The organism is Streptosporangium sp. G11 (genome assembly GCF_051192615.1).
Lineage (GTDB): Bacteria > Actinomycetota > Actinomycetes > Streptosporangiales > Streptosporangiaceae > Streptosporangium.
The window spans coordinates 1-21,260 of sequence record NZ_JBPJUQ010000102.1; the positions used below are offsets into that span (position 1 = coordinate 1).

General features: G+C 66.5%; 23 protein-coding genes. 4 read left to right on the forward strand and 19 right to left on the reverse strand.

Annotation, left to right across the window (positions count from 1 at the left end):
* Positions 1-362: 362 nt before the first annotated feature.
* The 16 genes from ACSDR0_RS44120 to ACSDR0_RS44195 form a co-directional block, all read right to left on the reverse strand.
* Positions 363-1,739 (reverse strand): tyrosine-type recombinase/integrase, encoded by a 1,377-nt coding sequence (locus ACSDR0_RS44120; protein WP_435294947.1) that lies wholly within the window; start codon positions 1,737-1,739, stop codon positions 363-365.
* Positions 1,739-1,936, reverse strand: a complete 198-nt coding sequence (locus ACSDR0_RS44125; protein ID WP_435294948.1) for a helix-turn-helix transcriptional regulator — start codon at positions 1,934-1,936, stop codon at positions 1,739-1,741. Before ACSDR0_RS44125 ends, ACSDR0_RS44120 begins: the two co-directional genes overlap by 1 nt.
* Positions 1,937-1,949: 13 nt before the next feature.
* A complete protein-coding gene (locus ACSDR0_RS44130) occupies positions 1,950-4,319 on the reverse strand; it encodes a YfjI family protein (RefSeq protein ID WP_435294949.1) in 2,370 nt (789 codons plus the stop codon).
* Positions 4,320-4,333: 14 nt separating this feature from the next.
* The gene (locus ACSDR0_RS44135) at positions 4,334-5,635 is read right to left on the reverse strand and encodes a bifunctional DNA primase/polymerase (protein ID WP_435294950.1); all 1,302 of its coding nucleotides are present in this window, start codon (positions 5,633-5,635) and stop codon (positions 4,334-4,336) included.
* Positions 5,632-5,985, reverse strand: coding sequence for a hypothetical protein (locus tag ACSDR0_RS44140; protein ID WP_435294951.1), 354 nt, complete (start codon positions 5,983-5,985; stop codon positions 5,632-5,634). The genes ACSDR0_RS44135 and ACSDR0_RS44140 overlap by 4 nt, the downstream gene beginning before the upstream one ends.
* Before the next feature lie 92 nt (positions 5,986-6,077).
* Entirely contained in the window at positions 6,078-6,440 is a 363-nt protein-coding gene (locus ACSDR0_RS44145; RefSeq protein ID WP_435294952.1) for a hypothetical protein, read from the reverse strand.
* Positions 6,437-7,135, reverse strand: a complete 699-nt coding sequence (locus ACSDR0_RS44150) for a hypothetical protein (protein ID WP_435294953.1) — start codon at positions 7,133-7,135, stop codon at positions 6,437-6,439. The genes ACSDR0_RS44145 and ACSDR0_RS44150 overlap by 4 nt, the downstream gene beginning before the upstream one ends.
* 25 nt (positions 7,136-7,160) lie before the next feature.
* A complete protein-coding gene (locus ACSDR0_RS44155; RefSeq protein WP_435294954.1) occupies positions 7,161-7,379 on the reverse strand; it encodes a hypothetical protein in 219 nt (72 codons plus the stop codon).
* Positions 7,380-7,518: 139 nt separating this feature from the next.
* Positions 7,519-9,780: a cell division protein FtsK gene (locus ACSDR0_RS44160; RefSeq protein ID WP_435294955.1), complete on the reverse strand. Its 2,262-nt coding sequence runs from the start codon at positions 9,778-9,780 to the stop codon at positions 7,519-7,521.
* Positions 9,777-10,193 carry a hypothetical protein gene (locus tag ACSDR0_RS44165; protein ID WP_435294956.1) on the reverse strand — a complete coding sequence of 139 codons (417 nt, stop codon included), beginning with the start codon at positions 10,191-10,193 and terminating at the stop codon, positions 9,777-9,779. The genes ACSDR0_RS44160 and ACSDR0_RS44165 overlap by 4 nt, the downstream gene beginning before the upstream one ends.
* A 58-nt stretch (positions 10,194-10,251) precedes the next feature.
* The gene (locus ACSDR0_RS44170) at positions 10,252-11,214 is read right to left on the reverse strand and encodes a hypothetical protein (RefSeq protein WP_435294957.1); all 963 of its coding nucleotides are present in this window, start codon (positions 11,212-11,214) and stop codon (positions 10,252-10,254) included.
* Between the two features lie 3 nt (positions 11,215-11,217).
* Complete coding sequence (locus tag ACSDR0_RS44175) at positions 11,218-11,364, reverse strand: hypothetical protein (protein ID WP_435294958.1); 147 nt, start codon at positions 11,362-11,364, stop codon at positions 11,218-11,220.
* 16 nt (positions 11,365-11,380) lie between these two features.
* Positions 11,381-11,821: a DUF3307 domain-containing protein gene (locus tag ACSDR0_RS44180; protein WP_435294959.1), complete on the reverse strand. Its 441-nt coding sequence runs from the start codon at positions 11,819-11,821 to the stop codon at positions 11,381-11,383.
* The gene (locus ACSDR0_RS44185; protein ID WP_435294960.1) at positions 11,821-12,552 is read right to left on the reverse strand and encodes an NUDIX domain-containing protein; all 732 of its coding nucleotides are present in this window, start codon (positions 12,550-12,552) and stop codon (positions 11,821-11,823) included. Before ACSDR0_RS44185 ends, ACSDR0_RS44180 begins: the two co-directional genes overlap by 1 nt.
* 188 nt (positions 12,553-12,740) lie before the next feature.
* Entirely contained in the window at positions 12,741-13,085 is a 345-nt protein-coding gene (locus tag ACSDR0_RS44190) for a WhiB family transcriptional regulator (protein ID WP_435294961.1), read from the reverse strand.
* Between the two features lie 215 nt (positions 13,086-13,300).
* Positions 13,301-13,471, reverse strand: a complete 171-nt coding sequence (locus ACSDR0_RS44195; RefSeq protein ID WP_435294962.1) for a hypothetical protein — start codon at positions 13,469-13,471, stop codon at positions 13,301-13,303.
* A gap of 193 nt (positions 13,472-13,664) precedes the next feature.
* On the opposite strand from ACSDR0_RS44195, the gene ACSDR0_RS44200 reads away from it, so the two are divergent.
* The 4 genes from ACSDR0_RS44200 (at position 13,665) to ACSDR0_RS44215 (ending at position 17,309) form a co-directional block, all read left to right on the forward strand.
* Positions 13,665-14,504 (forward strand): GntR family transcriptional regulator, encoded by an 840-nt coding sequence (locus ACSDR0_RS44200; protein ID WP_435294963.1) that lies wholly within the window; start codon positions 13,665-13,667, stop codon positions 14,502-14,504.
* The gene (locus tag ACSDR0_RS44205) at positions 14,501-15,190 is read left to right on the forward strand and encodes an HAD family hydrolase (protein WP_435294964.1); all 690 of its coding nucleotides are present in this window, start codon (positions 14,501-14,503) and stop codon (positions 15,188-15,190) included. The genes ACSDR0_RS44200 and ACSDR0_RS44205 overlap by 4 nt, the downstream gene beginning before the upstream one ends.
* Positions 15,191-15,516: 326 nt before the next feature.
* The gene (locus ACSDR0_RS44210; protein WP_435294965.1) at positions 15,517-16,164 is read left to right on the forward strand and encodes a hypothetical protein; all 648 of its coding nucleotides are present in this window, start codon (positions 15,517-15,519) and stop codon (positions 16,162-16,164) included.
* Between the two features lie 26 nt (positions 16,165-16,190).
* On the forward strand, positions 16,191-17,309 hold the full coding sequence (locus ACSDR0_RS44215; protein ID WP_435294966.1) for a helix-turn-helix domain-containing protein: 1,119 nt from the start codon (positions 16,191-16,193) through the stop codon (positions 17,307-17,309).
* 528 nt (positions 17,310-17,837) lie between these two features.
* On the opposite strand, the gene ACSDR0_RS44220 is transcribed toward ACSDR0_RS44215, so the two are convergent.
* The 3 genes from ACSDR0_RS44220 to ACSDR0_RS44230 all read right to left on the reverse strand — a co-directional run.
* A complete protein-coding gene (locus tag ACSDR0_RS44220; RefSeq protein ID WP_435294967.1) occupies positions 17,838-18,794 on the reverse strand; it encodes a restriction endonuclease in 957 nt (318 codons plus the stop codon).
* 1,616 nt (positions 18,795-20,410) lie between these two features.
* On the reverse strand, positions 20,411-20,779 hold the full coding sequence (locus ACSDR0_RS44225) for an STAS domain-containing protein (RefSeq protein WP_435294968.1): 369 nt from the start codon (positions 20,777-20,779) through the stop codon (positions 20,411-20,413).
* 270 nt (positions 20,780-21,049) lie between these two features.
* Positions 21,050-21,260: ANTAR domain-containing protein (locus ACSDR0_RS44230; protein ID WP_435294969.1), on the reverse strand; the 211-nt coding region annotated here is incomplete at its 5' end.

The following is a 21,260-nucleotide window of genomic DNA, read 5'->3' on the forward strand; positions in this document are numbered from 1 at the left end:
GTGCGACCGCACTCGTACAAGCGATTCTCGTCCTGCAGCTCGTCGAAGAGGGCCGCTACTCAAGATGAAAAGGGCTCTCTGCAGGTGGGGCGTCGCGTCTCGGGGTAACCGGGCCGTTCATTCCCAATGCGTTCCCGTGAAGGCGTACGAACCTGCATAGGCGCAGGTCAGACTTTTCTCGCGGTGGGTCTGTAAAACCGTCGGCTCAGCCTACGCAGGTTCAAGTCCTGCACCTGCCACACCAGCAGAAACAGCCCTCTCACCAGCGGAAACGCGGTGCGAGGGCTGTTCTCGTATGTCCGGCTGTCCCCGACTCTCAACGGGTAGCTACGGCTCGCTACGGCCAATACACGGCCAAGTTTTCACGGCTTAGTTGCGTCCCATATCCGGCGCATCGCCTCCCCGCTCTGCCCGTGGATGCACTTGGCGTACACACGTAGGAGCACATCCACGCTATGCCCCGCCCACTCGGCGACCTGGGGCGCGGGAACGCCGGCATTGAGCCACGTGGACACGGCAGCGTGTCGAAGGGCGTAGGGCACCTCCATGAGGGGCGAAGCCCCTTCTTCCTCGGTGAATGCCTTTGTCCTGGCCTCGTGAAAGACCTTGAGATAGGCGCGATCGGTCATCTGCCCGCCGCGAGGGCCGACAAAGACGCGTCCGTCCGGGCCGGTACCAAACTGCTTGAGATGTGCTCGCAGGAGATCAACCAACTCAGGATGGATCGGCAACGGGCGCGTCTCGCCTTCCGCGCGGTGCTTGAGCGCGCGCCGCTCCCGCGGCTGGCCACTGTTGGTCCAGCGGCTTCCAGCTCGTGGCTCGGCGTTGGTGAGCCGCATTTCTCCCCAGCCGTCATCGGGCAGGCTCACCAGGTGCGTGCGGCGGAGATCCACGACTTCCTCCGGGCGGAGCGCGGCGTAGTACATGCAGCCGAAGAACGCTTCCATGCGCTCCCCGCGTCCGCTGTGTTTCCGCACGGAAGTGAGGAAGCGTCGAGCCTGCTCGATATTGATGACCGTGCGAGGGTCCACCGCGGTCAAAGTCCGAGGCCGGACCCACTTCACGGCCTTGAGCGGATTGGCCGGCAGCGCTCCAATCTCCCGGGCGTACTCCATCGCGTTATTGAGCACCATCCGCTTGCGATTGGCCGTGTTGCCCGCGGCCAACTCCCCGGCTTTCGTGCGGCTGATCCTGTCCAGTACCCCCCGCGCGAGCACAGCCCCCTTGCCGGGCTCGTTAAACGCACTGAGCGGGATGGTGTGCTGTTCTAGCCAGTGAAGTGCTTCGGAAAGATCAGCGGGTGGCCCTCCGTTGTTCCGCACGCGGGTGCTGTAGGTCCAGCGCAGGGCGGCACGGCATACGTCCCGCGACGGCGCGCCGCTCTCACTGGTGAAAAGCGCCTCGGTGGCGTCGGTGAGTGCTTCGGCGATTCCGCGGCGGTGGTTGGGCGAGGCGTAAGGCCATTTGATGTCCACGTAGGCCACCGTGAAGGTGTACCAGGTCAGGGCGGATTCCTCGCGACGCCACGAGAGCGGCAGTCCCGTCCCCAGATCGAATGCCTCACCGGCGCGAGCGGCCGTCATCAGACGAGCGCGGAAGCTCTCAGCTTGCGCCGCCGCGCGAAACGGCTCCTTCCGCTCTTTGCCCCCCACAACCCACCGAACGGTGTGGGTGGTGACCTTCTTGCCCTTGTAGGTTTTGGTCTTCCAGAAGCGGACGTCATAAGTGGTGTTGTTCATCAGGCGGCGAGATCCTCCCGCTCGTTCAGCCAGCGGTCCAGGTCAGTACGGCGGACGCGAAGACTTCCGTTCGGGAGCGTGATGCACCTGGGTGCGCGTCCCTTTGCGCGCCAGTCGTAGAAGGTGCTTCGGCTAATCCGGAGCTCTTCGCAGACTTCCGGGACGGTGAGTTTCTTACTGGGGTTGGCCGTAGCCATAGGTGGTGTCTCCTTATGGGTGGCATAGGTCGGGGTGGACGGCGTAGCGCAGGGAAGGACGCCGGCCGGGGCCAAGGCGAGGCGGTTCGGGCTCCCGGCGGATCCAACCGAGCTGCTCTAGCAAGTCGAGGGCAGGTTCGAGGTCGGCGACCTTACGGAAGCGGTTGCGCGGGAGAGCGGTGAATGCTTCGCGGACGGTGAAGCGTTCGGAGCGGGTGCGGGTGAGCCATTCGTGGAGGGTGCGGGCGGCTTCTTGGTCGGGGTCGGTGCCCATGGCGTCGAAGGCGGCGAGGGCGTGGGTGGTGAAGTACTCGCCGAGTTCCATGGCGGCGGCCATGGTGTCGCCTCCGATGGGACGGCGCCATCCGTCGTCGATGTGGCCGGCCAGATGCAGCAGTCCCGCCAGGCGAGCAACGGCGCCGTCGAATTTGGCGGCCCAGTCGGCGATGTGACCCAGGTCTCCGCTCTCGGGTCGTAGCCGTGGTTCGGTGCGTTCGCGCTGGGCGGTGAACAGCTCAGCGGCCTCGGGGCTGAGGTTGAGGCGGGCGGGATCTTCCCAGCCGTGCATGGTCAGCACGAGGCGTTCCAGGTTCGCGGCGTAGGTAGCGGAGATGAGGTCGGGGATGGGGGGTGAGTCGATGCGGCGGTATCCGACGTTGGAGGGCGGCAGGCTGTAGAGGATGCGGCCCAGCAGCCCTCTACCGCGAAAGCCGGGTGATTTAGCGATCTCAGTGATGATCTCGGGTTGGACGGCCAGGCCGAGGGTGAGGGCGGGGTTGTCGACACGTTCGCGGCGGTCACGTCGGTCGACGATGAGAAGGTCGCCGGCGTGGCCTTTGAGGAACAGATCGAGGTTGGGGGTTCCGGAGTAGCGGCCAGCGAGGGTAGCGAAGATGCCGCCCTCGGCCGAGAGCACGGCCAGGCGCCCGCCCTGCTCGGTCAGCAAGGTGGTGGCGGTTTCGGGGGTGGCATCATCGCTCACGAGCCGGGGGGCAATCGGAACGGTGATGTGCTCCACCGCCAGGGCGGCGCTTTGGGCCTCGGCCAGCGCAGTGGGGGCGCTGTCGCCGCGGGCGGTGGTGGCTTTGTGGGTGGCTTTCTCGGCGGCTTCCTGGGCGACCTTTTGGGCGATGCGGGCTTCGGTGATCTGCGGTTTGATCTGCTCTTGGAGGAGGTTTTCTGCGGCGAGCAGCGGGGTGGTGATCGCGCGGAACACGGGGCTTTTGCGGGAGCCGGGGGGCATGGCGACCACGGTGTAGATGTTGACCGGCTCGCTCCAGGTGCCGCGGACGTTGATCAGGGCGCGTCCGCCGGCGGCAGTAGAGATGGCAGCTAGCGCGATACAGCCGGCCAGATCGGGCGGGGTTTGAGTTTCGTCGGCCAGCGCGGCAACGAAGTCAGCCAGCCAGGGCGGAAAGACGTAGGTGGGAAAGACGGGCAGCGCGCCGCGGGCACCGAGGGGAACCGGCTTGTCCCAGGGCGGCCGGTAGCCGGCCGGCATGGCAGGAGGGGGCGGGGTCGGCTGCACGGGGCTCTCCGTCACACTCGCGGTCGCGGTCGCGGCCTCGGGTTTGGTGTCGGTGTCGGTTTCGGTGAAGCAGCCGCATCCGCCCCAGTCGGTGGTGTCGACGGCGCCGCCGGTGATGCGCTGACGCAGCTCGATCAACGGCAACGGGTAGGTAATCCCGCCGATCCGCTCGCGCAGGACGGCCACGTCTTTGCCGAGGTGGGCGCGCAGTTGTTGTTCGTGGGCTTCCTCGGTGGTGAAGCGTTCGGGGTTGACGTTGTGCAGGTGCGCCCATTGCGCCTGGCCACCGCGCACGCACGCGCCACCGCAGTTGTTGTGCGGAAATCCCAGCTCATACAGGCGCGGAGTGGCCAGGCCAACGGCGTTAGCCTCAGCGATCAGGTCATCTTTGCTGGCATACGGCGGCTCACACAAAGGAGCGCGGGCGGCCCAGGGCTGGTAGGCGGCCTCGATCGCGGGCAGGCGGTGGGTCTCGGTCCAGTCGATGCCGACATACACCGTGGTCGTAGCCGGGTCAGTGTGCTCTTCGAGCCATTGGCGGCACGGCACCTGCTTGAGGTACTTGCTGCACGGGGCGACGCGGGAGTTGCCGATGAAGCGCACGTCCTGGAAGACCTGCCAGGGGGTACGGCCATCGGCCACCTGCACCAGCCGGGCACCAAGCTGAGTGGCGGCCTCGTTGAGGAACCGGTACAGGTCGGGGTCTTCGACCAGGGTGTCGGCGAACAGCAGGACGGTGGAGGCGGCGCCGTGCTGGGTGATGACGCGGCGGGCGGTGGCCCAGGAGCCGATACCGCCGCTCATCATGACCACGTGCCGCACTTGGGTGAACTCGTGCTCGGTAGCGTCGGTCACCGTGTGAGGGGTGGTCATGCTGCGCCGTGCCGGGGGCGGCGCTGGCCGGCGTCCAGACCAGAGCGCACGGTGGGCAGTACTTCCCAGGCCGAAAGGCCAGCGGCTTGTCCGGCGGCGTGTAGGGCGTCTTCGGCGAGCGGGCGGGGCAGGAGGCCGGCGCCGATGAGCTGGCCCAGGGCGAACGCGGCGGTGTTGAGGGCGTGGTTGCGGCCACCGGGCGCGGTGGTCTTCACCCGCTGCACCTCGCTGTGCAGCGCGGCCAGCGCATAACGGGTGGACCGCTGCCCCTGGCCGAGCAGGGTCGCCGCGGTGGGGCCGGCCGGCGGCGGGTCGGGGGGCGCGAGCCGGGCGGTGAGCCAGTGGGGCAGCGGCGCGGGGTCGCGGGAGTCGATGACGTGATAACCGCCGGCGCCGTCAGGCAGGTGGACGTAGCTGCCGGGGCCGACGACGTAGCCGCCGGATGCGCGGGTGTCGATGAGCCAGCCCAGCGCACCGCTGGTGTTGCGCAGCTGCACGCCGGCGGGGGCGGTGAAGTACAGGTGCGCGCCGCCGCGGCGGGTCAACACGGTGAAGGTGTCGTCTGGGCGGTCCTGCTTGGCCTGCTCGCACAGGCGGGTCAGGACGGCGGAGCCGTCGCAGATGCCGGGCAGGTGCCAGGTGGGCGGGGGTGCCTGGCGGGGCTTGGGCATGTCCAGGTCGAGCACCACCAGACCGGAGGGGCCGCAGGCGATGCCGATGTTGAACGGCGCCCGCGACCAGAGGCGGCGGATCTGGTCGGGGTCGGTGGTGGCGTGGCGCTCCCAGTCGGTGAACCCGCGCACGGGGCGCTTGTCGCGGGGGGTGAGCGGGAAGATGTGCCAGCCGCGAGCGGCGGCGGCCAGCGCGTAGCGGAGCAGACCGGTGCTCGGCCCGGTGTTCGGCATGGCGGGTTTCCCTTCCGGGTGCGGGTAACGGCAGATGGGGATGTCAGCGCGCTCGGCCAGGTGGGCGGCGTGGGTGGCGCCGGGGCTGGCGTCGCGGATGAAGGCCAGGCAGAGGTCAGCGCCGAGGGCGACCATGTCGGCGTTGCGCAGGATGCCGGCGCGCTTGCCGTGGGCATCCCAGTCAGCGGGGTGGCGTTCAACGTGCCCGCCCTGCTCGGCCCAGAGAGTTTCGGCGATGGCATCGGCGCCGCGCGGGCAGGCGCCAGTGACCAGGACGGCGGTGCCGTCGCCCCAGTGCTCGGCCAGGGCGGCGCGGATCGTTGCGGTGTCGGTCCAGGTGCGGGAGCCGGTGAGCAGAATCCGGCGCGCGCTTTGGCGGTTGGGGACGCTCATGCGGCGCGCCCTTCGATCGTGGCCGGGCCGCTCTGGGCGAGAGCAGCGGCGGTGATGGCGATTTCCAGGCAGGTCTTGTGGGTGGGGCGGTCGTCATCATCGAGGTAGTGCGCGGTCTTGCCGCATGACCAGCACGGGTCGGGGCGCGGACCGGTCCAGGTCATGCAGTGGGTGCAGTCCTTGGGGTGGCGCGGTGGCGAGCCGGGGCCGGCGGTGACGCGCACCCGGCAGCACAGCACGCAGCCCTCGCGGTGGTGCAGAACGGGCCGGGCGGGCTTGTGCCAGTTGAGCAGGATTCGGCCCTCGTACAGGCGGTAGCGCTTGCCGTGGTAGCTGAGGATGGCTGTCATGATGAGGTGGCCTCCATCGATGTGTTGGTGGGTGGCTGAGCGGCCCCGGCGGTGTGCTTGCCGGCTATGCGCCGGGGCCGTGTCATGGATGGTCAGCAGCCCTTCGCGTCGTCGCCGGGCTTGTCGCGGTCGCGCTCGATCGGCTCGGGCGGGGCCTGGTCGCGCTCGGCCTGCTGCTCGCTGTCGTCGCGGTAGCTGCCGTCCTCGATCGGCTCTGGAGGAATCTCGCTGTCGTCGTGGGTGCCGTCGCGGTAGGTGCCGTCTTCGATCGGCTCGGGCGGGGTGGCCATCGCCACCGCGGCGGCGCACGCGGACTCGGCGGGCTGGCAGGCGGTGAGGGTGAAGGCCGCGGCCAGGGCCAGCAGGATGGCGGCGGTGTGGCGGGTGATGGTGGGCGGGGTGGTCATGGCGAGGTCTCCGGTTCGGTGGTTGGCCGGGGTGGTTGTGGTGGTCATGCGGCGTTCTGCCTGCTGCTGGGCGGGGTGGGCAGCCAGCCGGTCAGCGGGTCGGGGGCCTCGGCGTGGACTTTGCTCAGGTCCATGGGCATGACCAGGCCCAGGAAGTGGGTGCCGCAGGTGATGACCATGCAGCGTCCGGCGGGGCGCATCTCGATGCCCAGGCCGTCGCGGGGGGCGGAGCGGAACCGGGCCAGGTAGGTGGGGTTCAGCACGATGCCTCGGGCGGCGGTCAGTACCGGTTCGGGTGTGGCGGTCAGTCGCTCGGCGAGCCAGGTGCGCCAGTCGGGCAGGACCGGGCGCGCATCGGAGGCGGGCAGGTGGTAGCGGACCTGCGGGTCGAACTGGTCGATCGTCAGTGCCTCGGCGCTGAGGGTGAGCTCCACGCTCGCGCGGAGCTTGATGTGGCTGATGACGGCCCGCACCGCGGCGGCCGGCACGCCCAGGGTGAACGCGCCGGGGGTGCCCGATGGGAGCGGGTGGCGGGCGATGCCGAGGGTGTAGCGGTCGGTGGCCAGCGCGTGCAGCACACCGCCGGCGACGTCGAGGGTAAGCATGGTGATCGGCGGGAGGGTGTCGTCAGTGCTGGCGTGCGGCAGGACGGCACCGAAGAACAGGCGTAGCTCCCGCCCGCTCATGGTCGTGGTGACGGTGCGGGAATGGGTGCCGGCGGGTAGAGCGGTCGGGACGGTCATGGCAGGTGGTCTCCGTTCGGGTGAGTTAGCGGGTGCCGTTGCGGTGCAGGCGGCGGAAGTGGACGAACAGTTGCCAGCCGAGGCGGGGGCGCATTCCGGTGCCGTTGCAGCGGCGGCAGGTGCGGTTCTTGCCGCCGGGCCGGCACCGGGTGCAGGTCCCCCACGGGGAGATCAGGCATCGGCCGATGTAGCAGAGAGTGACGGCGAGTAGGCAGAGTCCTAGCAGGACGATGGCGGTTGCCATGGTGGCCTCCGGGGCCGTTTTCGGGGTTTTCGCAGGTGGCGCTCTAGGCGCTAGGTCGCTGGCAGGTCAGCGGATAGGGGTCTAGCGGGGCCTCTAGGTCTAGAGGGGTGAGCCTCTAGACCTAGAGGCGAATCCGGGCTCAGGAGACGGCGCCGGACCCCTTCTTTCCATCACGCTCGGTAATGGCGTTCAGGATGTCGTCGCGGACGATACCGATCCGGTTGGCGCCCTTACCGCCCTCCTTGGGCGTGCCCCACACCTGACCCGACTTGATGCCGTAGGGCTTGAGCGCGTTGGTGAGCTGAGCCGTCTTGGCGCCGCCCTCCTGCTCGGCCCACGGCCCGTAGACATCGGGCCGCAGCTCGGCGAGGCGGTCCACCACGATCTCGTTCCACACCTTGGTCTCATCCGCGGCCAGCACGGCAGCGATGTCGGCCAGCAGGTCGTAGGCGGGGGCGGTGGCCTCGGGCTGCTCTCCGGCGGCCTGGCCGGACAGGGTTCCGGCGGCCTTGCGCAGCGCGTACGCCCGATCAGCGATGAGCTGGGTGTTGGGGGTGTCGAGGTAGGCGGCCTTGACGACCTTGGGCATCGGGGTGGCGCCGACCAAGTAGCCGGTGCCGGCGTCGCCGCCGTCCTTCGGAGGGCCGGGGACGAACAGCGTGGAGCGGATGCCGTTCTTGTAGGCCGAGGTGCCCAGGATCATGTCGTTTTCGATCTGGCCGGCCACCCGCAGGCAGAACCGGATGGACACGTTGGCGGAGATGCCGGTGGGCAGGCTGTCCTTGTCGGGGCGCTGGGTGGCCAGGATCAGCACCACGCCCAGGGCGCGGCCCAGTTTGATGACGAACTCGGCGTCTTCGCCGCCCTGCTTGCCGTACTTGGGGTGGGCGAACAGGTTCTGGCACTCGTCGATGATGCACACCAGCGGATGCAGGCCCAGGGAGCGCTTGTCGGCGATGGCCCGGGTGACCTTGCGGTCCGGGCACAGGTCCGGCGGCAGCGTCTTGAGCACCCCAGCCCGACGCATGACCTCTTTGCGCAGCAGCACCAGCGAGGTGGCGGCATAAGCGATGGATTCGTCATCGATGCCGGAGACGTAGCGGTGGCAGACCTTCTCATACGGGTCCAGGTCACCGGAGCCCTTGAGCTCGTGAAACCACGGCTCGGGGGTGGGATCGAGCACGATGCCGGCGGCCAGCTCCCGCACCGAGGCGGTCTTACCCTGGCCAGGCAGCGAGCCGATCAGGATGTTGTGCTCGATGATCGGCACCGTGATCAGCCGTCCACGGGGGTCGTTGCCGAACGGGATGCCCTTGAACACATCGTGCGAGGTGGCCTTGAGCAGGGGTGAGGTGACGATGGTCTTGGACAGGTCCTTGTCACCGACCCACAGGATCAGTCGTCCCTCGTGTACGGAGGAGTCGCCTTCGGGCCAGATGCAGCCCAGCGGGCGGCGCAGTGCTCCGGACAGTTCCTTGCGTTTGTCCATCACGTCGGTGACGGTCACGCCGTAGGGCAGGTCCACATCGGCGCGCCAGCCGGGACCCTCGCGGGTGATCGGCGCCACGAAGGTGACATCGGCCTTGGCGTTCAGCCCGGACACGCCCAGCACGGTCAGCGCGCGCACCACGATGTCGCTGGTGAGCTTCTCCACCCGGGTCGGCAGCACCGCACGGTCGATCAGAGGGCGGTCGGCGGGCCGGCCGATGACGCCCAGCACGGCCAGCGCCACGGCCAGCGCCGACCACTGCGCGACGGTGGGCGCGGACGCGACGATGAGAGAGAGGATCAGCAGGGTGACCAGCGCGGCACCGGTCACCCACACCCGCATCCGCACCCGGGAGTCGCGCTGTCTGCTCAGTTTCAGGTATGCCTCGGGGTCGGCTTTCTGTACGGCGGTCAGCCGGACGGGCTCGCCTTCCAGGTCGAGGGTCCAGCGGACCATGCTGTAGATGAGGCGGGCCAGGCCGCGTGGGGAGCGGGCGGCCAGCCGTCCGGCGTACAGCGGGGTGCGGGTGAGCTGGTAGCCGGCCACGTAGGCGCCGTACTGGCCCGCCCAGGTCAGGGTGTCGAGAGCCTCGGTGCGCGAGCGCAGCCACAGCGGGACGACCGGGCGGCGGGTGCGGTTCTTCTCCTCCAGCTCGGCCCGCCAGTCACGGTCGACTCCGCCGGGCAGGTCCACCCGGATGACCTCGCCCTGCAACACCGGGACGTCCTGGTCCGGGGCCGCGGGGGTGAGCGGGTAGGGGTGGCGGCGCTCGCGGGCGGTGTCGAGGGATACCACCTCGGCCACGTCGGCGGGCGGCTTGTCGGCGGCGGGTCGGCCCTGCTGGGGGATGGGGGTGAGGTCGAAGGGCCATTCCGGGCGGTGGCCGTTGGTCTCGGTCGGGATGTCGGTCATGATGAGGTCACCTCGTGTGCGTTGCAGTGGGCGGGGTTGCGGGGCGCGGCCACGTTCTTGGCGGAGTGGGGCCGCGTCCCGTCAGGACGGTTCGGGGACGACGTGCGGTCGGGGGTCTCGGCGTCGGTGGTGATGAGGTCGAAGCCGTGGGCGGTGGGGCGGAAGCGGTCGAGCAGGATGCGCGTGGTGAAGCCGCGCATGTCGCGGGTGTTGTGCAGCGGGCTGTCCTGGGGGCGTTTGGCGGCCAGGGTGAGTTGCCGCTGTACCTCGTAGGAGTTGGTCAGCGTGGTGCAGACGGCGCGTCCGTCTTCGATGCGCTCCACGCGTAGCGTGCGCGTGCCGAATAGGTCGCGGCGGTCGCGCCAGATGCTTCCGGGGGTGACGGGGTGGGTGGGCGGGATCTTCGTGGTCATCGGGTTTCTTCTCCTCTCACAGAGATGGTTGGCGGGGTGTCGGTGCTGGGGTGGTGGGTCATGTCGCTTCCTTGACGAGGGCGTCGCGGACGACACGGGCGTCGTCCATGCCGCACCGCAGCGCGCGCTGAAGGCGGTAGGCGCTGGGGAGTTCCGGAAGCTCTCCGGCGGCGATGAGCGTCCGTGCCCGGTCGATCAGGCGGGCCACGTCCGGCCCGGGTGCCCTTACCGGATCATGGGCGTTTGCGCTGTACGTAAGGCCAGTAAGCCCCCCTCCTCCTTGGCTGTGATCCAGCGCGGCGAACGCGCTCAGAACGATCGGCAGGGCGAGAACGATGGCCACCGCGATGGTCGGGCCGAGGATGTGCAGCACCACTCCGGAGACCTTGAACGTCTCCCCCTGCGGCAGGGACCAGGGCAGGTAGGGCCAGACGTTCATGCCGAACGTCAGCGCTAGGAACAACCCCTCGATCCGTACCAGGGTGCGCGAGATGATCGGCTGGCCGCGGGTGGCGAGGTAGGCGCGGGCGCCGACCACGAACAGCAGCGCCATGCTCATGAACGGCTCGACCAGCCAGGCGAACATCCACGCGGGTGACCAGGCCGGGGCGTCTTCGGCGGCGAACGCCTGGACGCCGGCCGTGGACCAGGCCAGCGCCAGGGTCAGCGAGACCATGGCGACGGCCACCAGCAGCCGCCGCATCCGGGCGGCCTGCCAGGCGCGCATCGCCGGGTCTTGGCCCAGCTCGTGCAGCCGGGCCGCTTCCCGGGCCTGCTTGCGGCGCTTGCGCACCTTGGCGGTGTCGAGCAGCAGCGGCGCGTCATCACCCTGCAAGGCGGCAAGCTGGTGGGCTTCGGCGACCTCGGCGCGCAACCGCTGCACGCGCTTGGTCTCCCCGCCGCTCTCCACCGGCAGCGCTTCAGGGAGGGTGGGGACCTGCTCGGCCAGGTGGCGTTCGAACTCGGCCAGGCCACGCGCGACGTCGTCGGGGGATGGCTCGGGGGTGGGGGTGGTCATCATGTTTCAGTCCTCCTCGTCGGTGTCGATGGCGTTGACCTCGGGAGCGATGCTGTCTAGGGGCAGGGCGGTGATGCCGACCTGCCGGCCGTCGATGATGATCTGGCCGTTCTTGGTGATCGTGACCGGGCCGTGGTGGTTGTGGACGGGCATGGGTCTCACCTGCCTTTCAGGCGGCGATGATGAGGGCGGCGATGAACAGGAAGCCGATGTGCCAGGACTGGTCGAGGGCGTAGGCGCCGGTGCCCAGGTGCGGGGCGTCGGTGGTGCCGGGGCGGGGGGCGCCGAGGCGGTAGAAGTCGCCCTTGCCGAGGGTCTCGGCCAGCCGGGCGAGGGGGATGCGCCGGTCGGCCCAGTAGTGCGAGAGGGCATCCACCGCCAGGCCGGTCAGCAGCGCGATCGGGTGCAGGGTCAGGCCGGTCACCAGGGCGAGCGCGGCCAGGGCGGCGGTCTTGGTGGCGGTGAGGGTGGCCACGTGCCGCAGGCAGGCCAGCCGTCCGGCGGCGGTGGGCGCTCCCTTGGCGCACGCCTGGTGGTGGGTCTGCACCCAGTGATCCCCCACCGAGTGGGCGGCGAACAGGGCGACGAAGACGGCGGCGAATACGGCCATCACGCACCCGCCCCGGTGGGCGAGGGCAGGACGAGCGTGCCGTTGTCGCGGTGGTGGACCCGCGCGGACCAGGGGTCGAACAGGTCGAGCAGGTCACGCAGCATGTCCTCATGAGCGGCGAACACCCGCCCGGCGTAGGCCGTCTCCAGGTGCGCCTCCAGCACGGGGTAGGTGTGGGCCGATACCCACGCGGCGCGGCGGGCGTCGTCGGCTCCGGTGACGGCGGGGAGTTCGTCGACGAGGCCCAGTTCGGCCACGGCGGGCGTGGTCACCATCCACGCCTCGTCCGTCGCCCTCGGGTCCGGCACCACCCGCACCGGGTACACCGTCCAGGACGCGCCGGGAAGGTACAGGCCGGTCTCCTCTTCCAGCTCGCGGATCGCCGCGGTCAGCGCGTCCTCGCCGGGGTCCAGGCAGCCGCCCGGGATCGCCCAGCCGTGGCCGTCGTCGCGCTCGACCATCAACAACCACCGGCCACCACCGCAGGTGCGGGCGAAGACCAGGGCGTCGGCGGCCTGCTTCTCGCCCCAGTGGCCCAGCTCACCGCGGCCGTAGCGGATACCGGTCGGCGCACCAGGACTGACCGGGCGGCCGTTGACCACGCGGAACGGGATCGCGGCGCCGGCCTGGCGGGCGGCCCAGTCGATGCGAGTGGGGTCGGTCTCGGTCTCGGCCCATCCCTCGGCGATGCCCCGGGTGAGGACGTCGGGGTGGGTGTATGTCGTGCACATGTCGATCTCCTACAGGTCAGATGGACTGAGAACGGGCGAGAGTGCGGCACAGCCGGCAGGCGGCTTGGCAGCGGGCGCCGTGGACGGGGCAGCGCTGCACCTGACGGCCGGTGGTGGTGCCGCAGCGGCGGCAACCGATGGCGCTGGCCGAGCGGGAACGGCAGTCCAGGCAGAAGAAGCGCGCCATGTCAGGCCACCTCCTGTCCGCTGCCGGCCGGGGAGCGGCGATACAGGGACAGGGCGCGGATCTCCTCGGCGGTCAGTCCCGCCCACACGCCCTCGGTGGGGCGGGTGAACAAGGCGTAGGCCAGGCACTCGGCGCGGGCCGGGCAGGCAGCGCAGATCTGCTTGGCCGCGGCCTCCCGCTCCTCGCGCACCGCGTCCGGCTCGGACTCGAAGGCGTCGGGAGCGGTGAACAGGTCGGCGGTGGTGTCGTCGCAGGCCGGTCCGGCGGCGAACATCGCCACCCGCAACGCCTTCCGATGCGCCTTCTGAGCGAGGTAGACGCGGCGCAGCGTGGACAGGGAGGTCATCGCCGGCACCTCTGACACGTCGTCGAGGTACGCGGGTTGATGCCGCCGCACCGGCACACCCAGGTGCTCGCGGTGCCCGGCGGCAACCAGGGAGAACCGCTCGCGGTCCTCTTCCTGATGGACCTGTGGGTCATGATGGTGGTGCTCCTTTTCGGGGAGTTCGGGAGCGGCCCATGTCCTGGCAGATGGGGGCCGCTCCCTCTCGTTTGGGCGAATCAGCCGAGAGCGCTGGCGAAGGTCACCAGCGAGTCGGTCACCGCCAGCAGGCCGGTGAAAGCGCTCGTCGCGAACTGCGCGGCGTGGGCGGGCTCCCGGACGATGAAGAACAGCGCCAGAGCCATGAGCAGGAACGGGAGAAGACGACGGGGCTTCGGGGGTGGAAGCATGGTGATAACGCCTCTCTTGAGGGGGCGGGATGAGCTGGTTCGGCAGCTTGAATGCCTCTGACCTGCCGCTTCCACTTGCCCAACTTTGCTAGGCAGGTTGGATAAGTGCAATGCTGTCTGGCTTGGCTAGTCATGTCAAGGGGCATGGCTAACTTGCTTAGAAATGTTGGGCAGGTAGCAGTAGTCTTACTGCGTGGAACTAGATCCAGATGACCCGCGCCCGCCCTACTTGCAGGTGGCTCACCAGCTGAGGGCCGCCATCCTGACCAGGAAGTTCACGCCAGGCGAGAAGCTTCCCTCTGGTCCCGAGCTGGCCAAGCGCTTCGGCGTTGCCCGCATGACCGTGCAGCAGGCCATCCGCGAGCTCCGGGATGAGGGGCTTGTGATCTCTCGTCAGGGAAGTGGCGTGTTCGTACGGGAGCGCACCGCGCGGCCGGTCGGACTCCGCCCACACATCGAGCAGGCATTCAAGAAGCCTGACGTCTCGATCGAGTTCGCCGGGTTCTCCGGAGAGACCTTGCACGGCGCGATTCAGGAACCGCTCGACAGCATCCGTACCGGCCGGTTGGTTCCCGAGAGCATCACGATCCGAATGCTCGTACCTGACACAAGCCGTCCTTGGTCTCTACCGGTCAGGGCGGACAATCTTGAAGATGAGCCGCTCATTAGAAAGCGCATGGAGCGGATTTCATCGCGACATGCTCAGGCCATTGTCGATTCCGTACAGGAGTTGCGAGATCTTGGCCTCGTCAAGGCTGCCTCAGCAGAGGTTCGGATCAATGGGGAACCCCCGCGTTTCAAGCTTTACGTTCTCAATGGCGAAGAGGTATTCTTTGGCTTCTATCCGGTCTTTGAGCACACCGTCACGCTTGGCGGGGAGCCGCGGGCTATCTACGACATGGGTGGCAAAGACGCAGAGCTTTTCCACTTCGCTGTGAGCGACGGGGGAGACTCCACCTCCGGGCAGTTCGTCAACCAGTCCCGCATGTGGTTCGACAATATGTGGACCACTGTGGCGAGAGAGATCCCGTGACAACGCGAACAGGACCGCAGGCCGTACGGGATGTGATGCAGAGCGCCCGGTACGTTCTTCTCGACTTCGACGGGCCGATCTGTGATGTCTTCGCCGGATTCCCCGCGCCGGAAGTCGCTGACAGGCTGCGCATAATGCTTAAGGCTGCCGGAGTGGACTTGCCCCAGAGCGTGCAGGAAGAGGACGACCCTATGGAGGTTTTCCGCTTCAGCGCTGATCTCGGCAAGGACCTTAATCATGCGACGCTTAACGCGCTGACTGATCTGGAAGTTGAAGCGGCAGCGACCGCAAGACTGACGCCGGGCGCTGCCGATCTCATTCGGAGATTGGGGGAAGCAAACAAGTCGGTTGCTGTGGTCAGCAACAATTCGGTAGCCGCTGTCACCGCATTCTTGGGGGCGCATGGGCTTCTAACGGCCGTTGACCTCATCTCGGCCCGGATGGACCCTGACCCGGGGCTCATGAAGCCGAACCCTCATCTCGTCCTGCAAGCACTCGACCAGCTCGACGCGGATGCAGCCGTCTCGCTCTTGGTAGGCGACTCGGTGACCGATATGCAGGCGTCCAAGAGCACGAACATCACCGCCGTGGGCTACGCCAACAAACCGGGCAAGGCGGAGCAGCTCGCGGCGGCTGGCGCTGATGTCATCGTGATGAGTATGGAAGAACTGGCTACTGCCCTATAGAAGTCTGGACCAGCGGCATGGGCTTCATCAACTCCCAGGACCGGGTAGGTCCTGCCCTTGCTCATTGCGCACATCACACCCGGCAGCTGCCTGACCCAGGGAGCGCGTGACCGTCGCCGAGGGTCACGCCTGGCCCACCCGGATGGTCGCACTGTCAAGCCTCTGCACGCCGTCTGGGACAGCATTCTCTGGGGGCCGTCGTCGTGCACACGCCAGACCTACACCCTTCGTCGATGGAAGAACGAACCGGGACACTTTGTCGATCTTCTTGTTTTTGGCCCTCAAGTGAGGGAGGATTTCATGAAGTCGAGACAGAGGAGGTGCCTATGCAACGGGTCATCCATAAGGAAGGCGCCGCGGTCAACCGGCTCACGCAGCTAGGGCTGACCGTGGACGACATCCACGCGGCCCTGAGTGCTGGACAGGGTGAGGCGCGGGCATGGTCGGAAGCGGCGCCCCGGGTGATGCCTGGCATGGCCCGATGGGGGCGGATCAACGAGCATTTTCGTATCCGGACGGGCCGCAAGGACTGGACGTACGAGAACCCGGGCGGGCTGCCGCTCACGATCGACCCGTCTGGTGAGCTGGCGATCGTCGCCACGACCGGCGACTCCCAGACTGGCTGTCTGACCGGTGCTCCACCCACCACGAAGTACGCCAAGGGGGCGACGTACCAGAAGGTCGTCGAGGACAACGAGCAGCTGCCGTTGTTTTTTGTCGAGGCCGAGGTCGGTCCGAAGCTGCATGACGCCGCAGAGGCACCGCGCGCTACCTGGATCCTGCTCTACCACGTCACCGTGCGCGGCATCGCGGCTGAGCTTTCCCTGCCTGGCGAGATCACCCCGCAGGGATACGTAAGCCGCTGGACGGAGCGGATCCTGGTCCCGTTCTACACCTTCGAGGACGTGTCAATCGGCGACGACGAGCGCGACGAGGACGGGCAGGGCTTCGACGTTGCCGTTGAGCGCCGCTGACGCCCGATAGGGTGAAAGACGGCACTATGACTGATAAACATTCATTTACCCCATCGCGGTTGAAAGTGGCTCGAAAGCGTCGAGGCATGACCTTGGTGCGCCTGGAACAGGTCACTGGAATCACCACGCGAACTCTGTCGGACTACGAGAACGGGCGAGGTAAAGAACGACAACTAACCACCAAGACCCTAGAGACGCTGGCCAAGGCGTTGGGAGTACCTGTGGCATTCCTCACAGCGGCAGAGATCGAAGAGATCCCTGTGGAAGCTGTGAGCTTCCGGGCGCTCAGCAAGCTCACCGCAGGACAGCGGGACACTGCCTTGGCTGCTGCTCGCATCGCCATCATGATCAACGAGTGGATAGAAGAACGTTTTCTTCTGCCGGCTCCCGACGTCCCGAGCCTGACCGGAAAAGATCCGGACTGGGCTGCTGAACGAGTGCGAGGGTTGTGGGACCTAGGTGTGGCTCCCATCGGCAACCTCGTTCACCTGCTCGAAGCTCACGGAGTACGGGTTTTCTCTCTGGCAGATGAATGTCTGGAAGTCGATGCGTTTTCCTTCTATTGGAAAACAACTCCGTATGTGATTCTTAATACTAGAAAGTCGGGGGAGCGCGGCAGGTTCGATGCCGCGCACGAGCTCGGCCATCTGGTTCTTCACCCGGAGCATGAGATTCCGCATGGCAAGGAGGCTGAGCAGCAGGCCCAACGCTTCGCATCGGCCTTCCTAATGCCGGAGAAGGCGGTGCTTGCCAAACGCCTCAACAATGCGACGGTGGATCGGGTCTTGGCGGCGAAGTCCACTTGGAAGGTCTCGGCAATGGCCTTGACCTACCGCCTCCATGAACTCAATCTGGTGACCGAGTGGGGTTATCGAAGTCTAGCCACTAATCTGTCCCGTATGGGATATCGCCGGGAGGAAGTGGGGGGAATTGCCAGAGAGTCCTCTCAGCTGCTCTCCAAGGTATTCACAGCCCTGCGCGCAGAGGGTGTCACGCCTCTACAAATTGCGGATGCGCTGCATATCACGTGGGACGAACTAAGTGATCAAGTCTTCGGGCTGACGTCGGCAATGCCCGTAAAATCGCTGCCCGGCGGCTCACAGACGACCCCTCCTGCCTCTCCTTCGCTGCATCTAGTGAAGTAGCCCTAGATCGTGCGACAGGCCCCTGTCCATTTGGGCAGGGGCCTCACGTTCCGAGCTGTCGGGAGTGGCATGAGTGGGTTGATCAGGGCTGGCTGCACCGGATGCCCTTGTGTCCTCGGCCTCGACTGACGGCATGGACCTCTGAACTCGCCGCAGAATCCGCAGAATCTACAGAATTCTCCGGTTAGTGGCATCCTCGCAGGTCAGCGCATGTATGGCTCGCTATTGATCATTCTCCGCAGAATACCGCAGAAATCCGCAGAATCGAAGAGTAAGCCGCTCAACGAACCCACGGGCCGAATTCTGCGGAATATTGCGACATTCTGCGGAAGCTCCCCTTGGATGATGGCGTACGCCTCTGGCCAGGAGGGATAGGTTCCCGGGCAGCATTCTGCGGATTCTGCGGATTCTGCGGCGGTGCTTTGAGTCTGCCGGCAGTCTGGGATTCACAGCCTGCCTGACTGCTCACGTCTACGGTCCATCGGGAGGCTGCCGGCGTACAGCCGGTGGTCCCTCTGAAGTGAACACTCACAGGACAAAGTCAGCCTTGCTGGCGCCGTAACCGCCCTTGATTGGCCACACGATCACGATGTTCTGGCTGTGGGCGAGCGCGAGCAGGTCGGTGCGAGGCTCGGCTGGCAGCAGGATCGCCCGAACCGCGTCTGGCAAGAACCGGCCGTAGTCGGCGAGTTGACCGATGGCCATCCGTACGTTCTCACGGGTGACGCTGCCCTTTGCCTCCACCAGGAGGTTCAGGTCCTTGTCGTACAGGTCTGTGAACAGCGGCCGTGTCTCCCCCTTAGGCAGCATCTGGTGTCGGCTGATTGTGTGCCCCTTGTTGCGCAGGTAGTCGGCCATTGCCTGCACCAGGCTGGATTCCTTCCGCTCGGCCTCGTAGGGCTCCTGGGCGGGATTGACGAAACTGCGCTCGGTGAGCTGCTGCTCCAGCGGCAGTTCCTGCACCTGCTCTTCAATGTCGGCGCGGTTGGTGGCGGCGAGCAGCCGGGCTAGTTTGGTCTGCGGTGCCTGAGGCGCAGTGTCCAGCGGCTTCAGCCGGAAGACGATGACCTTGCGCAGCTGGGCGCCTCCGCTCTCCGGGGCATCCGCCTCATACCAAGGGTCCTTGTCGTACACCTCGAATTCGCCGAGGTAGGTGACGGTGCCACGAGCGCCCTGGAAGACGTGCAGAGCACGGCCTTCCCGCCGGTGATTGAGGATACTGGCGTTGCCGGAGATCATCCGCTGATCACCGTACTGGCCTTCGCCGCTGTAGTGAAACAGGCCGTCAGGCATCCAGCCGTCGAAGTAGCCGTGCTTCTCGCCAGCGATGGGATCGGTGAAGACGAAGACGTTCGGGGTGCGGCTTGACGGACCGATGCCGCCCTGCGTGCGGCCACCGAACTGTTCGTGAAGCCTCTTGCGCTCGATGGGCTGACCAGGTGTGAGAGTCCACGAGGGGGGTGTCGGGGGGACCGGCGTGGCCATACTGCCTCCAGTAGATCATGATCGCCACGCAACCGTATCCTGGACTTCATTTTTAGGTCAAGTTCATGCATTGAAATCCGACTAGTGGATCGGATGCCATTTTTCGGCATCCGATCCAGATGGGCCAGCGGACAAGGTGTAGGCAGAATCGTGATGCTTCGACTGCATAGAGTAAATGTAGGAGCATCTTGATCATCTGTATGTGTCGCCTTCCTGAGCGCCAGGTTCAACGGGGGGGCGGCACTTTTTGGTCGAAAACTCCTCGACTGAAGCCGCTGGCCAAGGATCGTCCTCCGGGGGACTGCTTCCTTCAACCAACGTGGCACATCGCCCACCCTGAACTGGGTTTTCCTTGCGTTGACCTTCAGGACTCGGGTACGCCATCGTGGCAGACGAAGCAGTGTGAGCTGCTCATGACCTCGCAATTACCTACAAGCCCCTCATCTCGGACCATCTGGTCGAGCTTGCCGGATGGTCCGGCTGTGAGGGGAGATCGGTATGAGCGAGGAGCTTCACAAGAAGGAAGAGCGTGCGCGCAAGATCCGAGTGATTGTAAGGATCATTAGGCTCGTCGTCTGGGTCATCTGGATGACGGTCGACCCGCGCAACCTCTTCTAGAGGTTGGGCCTCCTACCGGCCAGGCGTCAAACTTGAGCAGGTAGGAGGCCCTTCCACTGCTCAGCGTAGGTCCATCATGTCTCTCTTTAAAACCAGCGTAGAACTCTTCTTCACCTGGGGGAGTCCTGCCTTACACCTAGATGGCAAGCCTTCCTAGCCTCGCTAGCGCCGTGATCCCTTGTCGTGCTTGTCGCGTCGGAGCGCTGCCTTCCTAGGTGATCTTCAGAAGATCGGCCCTACGGCCCATACGCGGCCAAGCACAGATGCGTTAGAGAGAATCCGCAGGTCAGAGTGTTTTTGTGGCGGGTCTGTAAAACCGTCGGCTCAGCCTACGCAGGTTCAAGTCCTGCACCTGCCACGCCAGCGTAAAGAGGCCCCTCACCAGCAGAGATGCGGTGAGGGGCCTTCTTCGTTCTTGATCCGTGAGTCCCCGTGATTCCCTGTTGTTTCCCGTGAGATCTGGCACGCCTGTGGCACGTGATCAACCCTCAGATCATGCGCGAAGGCGTACGCTTCCTCGGCCTGATCTTCCCGTCTACCTTGACCCACCGCGAAGTGGCAGCGGGCTGGCGACGGAGGGGCAAGCCTGTCTTCGTGTGTCCGTTCACCGGCGGATGTTCCTCGATCATGAGATGCCAACGGTCACAGACGGGCTTGAGTCAGAGGATCCGGTCTGCTGGGCTCACCTGGGTCGTGGCGGGCGGGACGATCAGACACCCCCCATCCACTCATGATCCCGTAGCCTCGCGTTAGCGATCATCCTGGAGCCGAGCGCCCCAGCCGGGGCATGGCAGTTTTCACGAGCGCTGCGTTTCACGTAGCGATAGGGCCTTTGCCTACCTGGAGGGCAAAGCTGACGCGACGCGTATAGACCTTGAGCGACTACTTGCAAACGGGAGCCGGTCATGACGTAGAGAGCTTCGCGCCTTGCTCAAGCGGTAGGCAGGGACCGGAGTCCGGCCCGTCTGCCCGGCCGGGCGGCCCGATCAGCACGCCGATCATTGCATCCGCACAAACAGATCGCGGGCGTCGGGCGGGCTGACCGTATCCGGCGAGGGCATCATGGCGAAGCTGTCCTCCAGCTTGGTGAGCTGAAGCAGTCGCCGTACCGCGGCCGAGACCCCGGCCAGCATCAGCGACCGGTTCAGCTCGGTGGCGTGCCGCCGGCTCACCATCAGCGCCGATAAACCTTGGGCGTCGATGAATGACACTCCGGACAGGTCGATGACCAGGGGGCCGTCACCAGTGCGCAGGGCATCGTCGATTCGCGTGCACAGCAGTGGCTTGCCGACGATGTCCAGCTCTCCACGCACTGTAACGACCATCGACCCGTTCATCTGCATAGTGGAGATCATTAGTTCGTCCATCGCCGCTCCCACCACCCAGGCGTTAAGCGGGGTCGGGCGGGGCACTCTCCAGGAACTCTCACCTGGAGTTGCGCCCTCGCCGACGCCGCACCTACACGTGTGTCGCGGGTCCGGGCGGCACGGTCCACCACGAAACTTCGTGATAGACCACATGACCAAATCATTACTTTAGGCGATCGGTCATATACATAGCGCAGCATACGCCTTGGGGGGTAGCGGCCACACCCCCTGTTTCGGAGCTCTCACCCGGGAGGACAGACAGTGAACCAGTTATGCGCCGGATCTGTCGCTGGGAGAGGGCCGCTGGGTGTGCAGCAGTTCTGCCACGATCGCGTCCTGGTTGATCACCTGGCGGGCGACGGTCGACAGCTGCTGGTTGTGGTTGCGGGCATAGGCACGCAACCGGACGAATGCCTCGCTGACGTCGATCTGGCCGCGTTCGGCCAGCATGCCCTTCGCCTGTTCGATGACGATGCGGCTG